Annotated in this window: 5 protein-coding genes; 3 read left to right on the top strand and 2 right to left on the bottom strand. The window is 29.8% G+C overall.

All coding sequences use genetic code 11. From position 1 onward, the window contains the following. The coding region (locus Q0616_RS08605) for a TonB-dependent receptor (RefSeq protein ID WP_298776496.1) at window positions 1-1,321 on the top strand (1,321 nt) is incomplete at its 5' end. Between the two features lie 143 nt (window positions 1,322-1,464). Next, window positions 1,465-3,129, top strand: coding sequence for a hypothetical protein (locus tag Q0616_RS08600; RefSeq protein ID WP_171623000.1), 1,665 nt, complete (start codon window positions 1,465-1,467; stop codon window positions 3,127-3,129). Between the two features lie 55 nt (window positions 3,130-3,184). Here Q0616_RS08600 and recA read toward each other — a convergent pair whose 3' ends face one another. Continuing rightward, a complete protein-coding gene (recA, locus tag Q0616_RS08595) occupies window positions 3,185-4,234 on the bottom strand; it encodes a recombinase RecA (RefSeq protein WP_171622999.1) in 1,050 nt (349 codons plus the stop codon). 13 nt (window positions 4,235-4,247) lie between these two features. Continuing rightward, window positions 4,248-4,703, bottom strand: a complete 456-nt coding sequence (gene bcp / locus Q0616_RS08590) for a thioredoxin-dependent thiol peroxidase (protein WP_171623052.1) — start codon at window positions 4,701-4,703, stop codon at window positions 4,248-4,250. Window positions 4,704-4,875: 172 nt separating this feature from the next. On the opposite strand from bcp, the gene nth reads away from it, so the two are divergent. Next, on the top strand, window positions 4,876-5,496 hold the full coding sequence (gene nth, locus Q0616_RS08585; protein ID WP_171623051.1) for an endonuclease III: 621 nt from the start codon (window positions 4,876-4,878) through the stop codon (window positions 5,494-5,496). Window positions 5,497-5,512 lie beyond the last annotated feature (16 nt).

Genomic DNA, 5,512 nt, shown 5'->3' with positions numbered 1-5,512 from the left:
CGCTGGTGCAGCTTCAGGTACTGTTGCGAAAGCAATGAGTGCATATGACAAAGAGATGTCTGATTCTATCTATGGTGTTGAGGAAAATCGTCGTTATGTAACACAAGCTCGTCTTAAAAAAATGTTGGATCATGAGATGGAATTGATGAAAGAACGTCTTATTGATGATCATTACAAAGAGAAAGCATTTTTTACTTATGCAAATACGGTTACTACTATTGATTATTCGAAAAAGAATGAAGGTCAAGGTTGGATAGGTTTACGTTTCAAATTGAATGCAGAAGAAGAAAAAGCAAATGAAATTATTTTTCATGTAAAATTCAAAGAAAATACAGCGCAATTACAACAAGAAACATTAGGTGTTTTGGGTGTAAACTTAATTTATGGCGCTTATTATTACCATGATAACCCAAGAAAATTAATCAAGTCTTTGTATGATACGTTGGATAAAGATCAATTAGAAATTGATATGATTAATTTCCGTGGTCCGCAATTTAAATATGTTGATAATCGTTTGATGTCGCTTCAATTGGTTAAAAATGGAATGACAGATGTTGCGGTTTTCAATCCACAAGGGAAAAATATTCTTCCAGCAGATTTACTTTACAAGAAAAATATCTTTGCTATTCGTGGTTCTTTCCGTCCTTTTATGAACGTGAATATGGACATGTTCAAAGGTGGATTAGAAATTTTTAAACAAGAAGATGATGTACGAACAGATAACACCGAAATTTTATTCGAGATTACACTTTCTAATCTGATTGCTTCTGGTTTTGAAGGCGAATTAAACGAACGTGATTTCTTAGATCGTGCTGATATAATTGGAAGTTTAGGTCACAATGTTATCATTTCTAACTTTTCTGAATATTATAAATTAGTTGACTATTTCTCAAAATTCACTCGAAATCAAACCAAAATTGGGTTAGCAATGGGTGTTAATAATTTGGTCGAGATTTTCAATGAACAATATTATGCTGATTTACCTGGTGGAATTATGGAAGCTTTCGGAAAATTGTTCAAGAAAAATGTAAAAGTTTATTTATATCCATATTTAGACAAACAAAAAGATATTTTACTAACTTCTAAAAATCTACAAGTAAGTGACAACGTACACGAATTGTACAAATATTTCTTGTATAATGGACGAATTCAAGATATTCTGAATTATAACAGAGGTTATTTAGATTCTTATTCGCGTCGAATTTTAGAAAAAATTGCCAATGCTGAACAAGATTGGGAGAACGAATGTCCAGAAGGTGTTGCTGATATGATCAAAGATCGTGGCATGTTTGGTTATAAATTGAAATATATTTTGGAGTAAATTATTAAGTCAATCTCAACTCGTTTCAAATTCTCGTCATAAAGAATATGCGATGTTGAAAATAAACTCAACGTGACAATAAGGTTAACTAATTTGGTTAACCTTATTTTTTTTAATATTTTTATTCATCAATAAATTTATTTATGAAATATTTCTACATCTTATTCTTCATTATCTTATTTATTTTTTCATGTACAAACGATGATGATTCTCAAATTCTAAAAGAAAAAGAACCTATTGAATTAACAACTTTACCTGTCACAAACGAAAGTCTATATTCTCTTGAATTAAATGCGGATTTCAAAATAGATGATATAAATTTAATGACTGAGTATGGTTTTATTGTTGATACAATTAAAGATGTATCTCCTAATAAAAACATGAAAATGTTTAAAGCTCAAATAAAAAATAATAAACTATATACTTTATTAGGTAGTCTTGTTAACAATAAAACATTATACATAAAATCTTACGCAAAGATTAAAGATAAATATTATTTTGGAAATGAAATTGAACATAAGTTGATAGAAGATAATGTTTTATACATTGAAAAAGATTTAATAATAGATAGCCAAGAAAAATTAAATGAATTAGCTGAAAAAAAATATACGAGTATCCGACAAAGAAATAATAGTTCTTCTTTAATTATTACAGGAAATGTAAATGATATTTCTGGACTCAATACAATTGAGATTTTAGAACTTCACTTTTTAAGAATTGAAGATTCCAAAATTGAGAATCTTAATGGTTTTAATAAATTGAAATCTATTAGCTCTGGTCATATGTTTTACTATGGTGTAAGTATAAGTAATAATAAAAGTCTAAAGAAGATTGAAGGTTTTGAAGAATTCACGACTAATTATTCTGCATTATCAATCTATAATAATCCAAATTTAGAAACGATTAATTCATTCAATAAATTACATGTTAATTATGATGATTTACAAATAAGTAAAAATCCAAATCTAAGAGTAGTAGATTCCTTTAAGTCATTATCGGGATTATCAAGATTATTTATTACTGAAAATGATAATCTAATAACGTTGAATAATAGTTTTGAAAAGTTAGAATTAGCTGTGTATGGTACTATAATAAGTAATAATAAAAATCTTTCTAAAATAAATAACTTTAAATCATTAAAGAAAACCGAATATCTTAATGTAGAAAATAATAAATTATTAGATGAAATATCTTTTCCTAATTTAGAGACAGTTAATTGGGCATTTAATATTTTATATAATGATAATTTAACTAAACTTAGTTTTCCTAATTTTAAGAGAGCAGAATATATAAATTTTGAAAGTAATAATAGTTTAATAAACTTGGATGGGATAAAAGATGTTGAAACAGATTATTTATTTGTAAAATTTAATAATTCCCTTAAAAATCTCACTTCATTTAAAAATGTTAAAATACAAATTCATCTATACGGAAACCCGTTATTGAATTCATTAAAAGGCTTTGAAAATGTTAAAGAGTTAAAAGGAACTTTTGATAATGCAGAAATAAAGATTATTAATAATAATTCATTAGAAGATTTATCTGGATTAGACAATTTAAAAGGTGTTTATGGTGTGGACTTCTCCATTTTTGATAATAAAAATTTGAAATCGTTAAAAGGTTTAAATAATTTAACTTCGATTAAGAGTCCTTATGGAAGTCCCCGTTCTTTGAGTATATATGAAAACCCTAAACTTTCTGAATATTGTGCAATCAAAAAGTTTGTTTCAAATCCAGAAAATAATTTGGATACAAAAAATAATTTATACAACCCTACAATTGAAGACATTTTAAAAAATTGTAAATAACAAAAAACCACTCAATTTGAGTGGTTTTTAATTTTATATAAAAATTCTGATCGAATTAATCTTCTAATAAATCAGCTGGATCATCAACAGAAACTTCACCCGTAACAGGTTCACCTTTGATTAAAGCGACAATTTTTGCTTCAATTTCTTCACATAATTCAGGATTATCTTTCAATACTTCTTTTACTGCATCACGACCTTGTCCTAATTTGCTGTCGTTATACGAATACCAAGAACCAGATTTATTTACAATTCCTTTCTCAACACCCATATCTAAAACTTCACCCACTTTAGAAATTCCTTCACCATACATGATATCAAATTCAGCTTGACGGAATGGAGGAGCAACTTTGTTTTTAACCACTTTTACTTTCGAGTGATTTCCGATTACCTCATCACCATTTTTAATTTGTGTCGAACGACGAATATCCAAACGTACAGAAGCATAGAATTTTAACGCATTACCACCTGTTGTTGTTTCTGGGTTTCCGAACATAACACCAATTTTCTCACGCAATTGGTTAATAAAAATTGCAGTACACTTTGTTTTGTTAATCGTACCTGTCAACTTACGTAATGCTTGCGACATCAAACGAGCTTGTAATCCCATACGAGAATCACCCATTTCACCTTCGATCTCCGCTTTTGGTGTTAATGCTGCTACCGAGTCAATTACAATAATATCTATCGCTCCTGAACGAATTAAATTATCAGCAATTTCTAACGCTTGCTCACCATTATCTGGTTGAGAAATAATTAAGTTTTCTACATCAACCCCTAATTTAGATGCATAAAAACGGTCAAAAGCATGTTCTGCATCAATAAATGCTGCAATACCACCTGCTTTCTGAGCTTCTGCAATTGCGTGTAACGTTAAGGTTGTTTTACCTGAAGATTCTGGTCCGTAGATTTCGATTACACGTCCTCGAGGATAACCTCCTACACCTAACGCTAAATCTAATCCCAAAGATCCTGAAGAGATGACTTCTATCTTATCATCAACAGCCGAATCTCCCATACGCATTACAGTTCCTTTACCGTAAGCTTTGTCCATTTTATCTAAAATCAGCTGTAGTGCTTTCTTTTTATTATCTAAATCGCTCATTATCTTATTTTTTTTATTTTTCTAATATTTGTTTTGCGTGTTCCTTTGTTTTCACTTTTTCGATTACATCTGTAATCATTCCATTTTCATCAATAATGAAAGTTGTACGATGAATTCCATCAAATTCGCGTCCCATAAATTTCTTAGGTCCCCAAACGCCAAATGCATTCAAAATAGCATGGCTTTCATCTGCAAGCAAAGGAAAAGGTAAATTATTTTTCTCAGCAAAATTCTTTTGTCTTTTTACAGAATCTGCACTTACACCAACCAAATGATAACCTTGTGCTTTCAACGCATTTTCGTTATCGCGCAAATCGCATGCTTCGGCTGTACAACCAGGCGTACTTGCTTTTGGATAAAAGAAAACTACCAATTTTTTTCCTGCGAAATCTTGATACGAAACCTCGTTTCCATCTTGATCAATTCCTTTAAAATCTGGAACTTTATCTCCTACTTTTAACATGTTGATTTGTCTTTAGAACTTCTCGTAAAAATAATGATTATATCTTGAATCTGGATTGATTTAATTAATTAATCTTTTATTTCTACTACAAATGTAAGTTATGAAAACGTCAAAATAAGTCGTTATAAAATAATCAAGATAAAAATGATACATTTACATAAAAGTTTCAGAACTTATGATGTTAAAGAAAGAACGTGTGCAATTTGTGATTGATGAATTGGAAAAATTATACCCTACACCTCCTATTCCATTAGATCATCAAGATGCTTTTACCTTATTGATTGCAGTACTCTTATCTGCCCAAACAACAGATAAAAAGGTGAATCAAGTTACACCCGAATTATTTGCAAAAGCAGCCAATGCAAAAGCAATGTCACTATTAGAAGTGGATGAAATAAAATATTATATCCGCGAAATTGGCTTGTCAAATACGAAAGCAAAAAATATCAAACGATTATCCGAAATTTTACTCGAAAAACACAATGGCGAAGTACCTGAAAGTTTTGAAGAGTTAGAAGAATTGCCAGGAGTTGGTCACAAAACAGCTTCGGTTGTAATGGCGCAATGGTTTGGTCATCCTGCTTTTCCTGTAGATACGCACATTCATCGTTTGATGAAATTATGGAAGTTAACCAAAGGTAAAAACGTTGAAGAAACAGAGAAAGATGCTAAGAAAATTTTTCCGAAAGAATTATGGAATAAACTTCATATACAGATTATTTATTACGGAAGAGAATATTCTCCTGCACGTGCATGGAGCTTAGAAAAAGATTTTATTACGCGAAAAATGTTTGAATAAAAAATGCTCGAAAATT

The sequence above is a fragment of the uncultured Empedobacter sp. genome (genome assembly GCF_937930195.1).
In the GTDB taxonomy this organism is placed as follows: Bacteria; Bacteroidota; Bacteroidia; order Flavobacteriales; family Weeksellaceae; genus Empedobacter; species Empedobacter stercoris.
Note: the sequence above shows the minus strand (reverse complement) of the source record. Positions and strands in the feature narration are given on the sequence as shown.

Coding starts and splice junctions, on each gene's coding strand:
- recA (WP_171622999.1), bottom strand. CDS start 4,234: ATGAGCGATTTAGATAATAAAAAGAAAGCACTACAGCTGATTTTAGAT.
- Q0616_RS08600 (WP_171623000.1), top strand. CDS start 1,465: ATGAAATATTTCTACATCTTATTCTTCATTATCTTATTTATTTTTTCA.
- nth (WP_171623051.1), top strand. CDS start 4,876: ATGTTAAAGAAAGAACGTGTGCAATTTGTGATTGATGAATTGGAAAAA.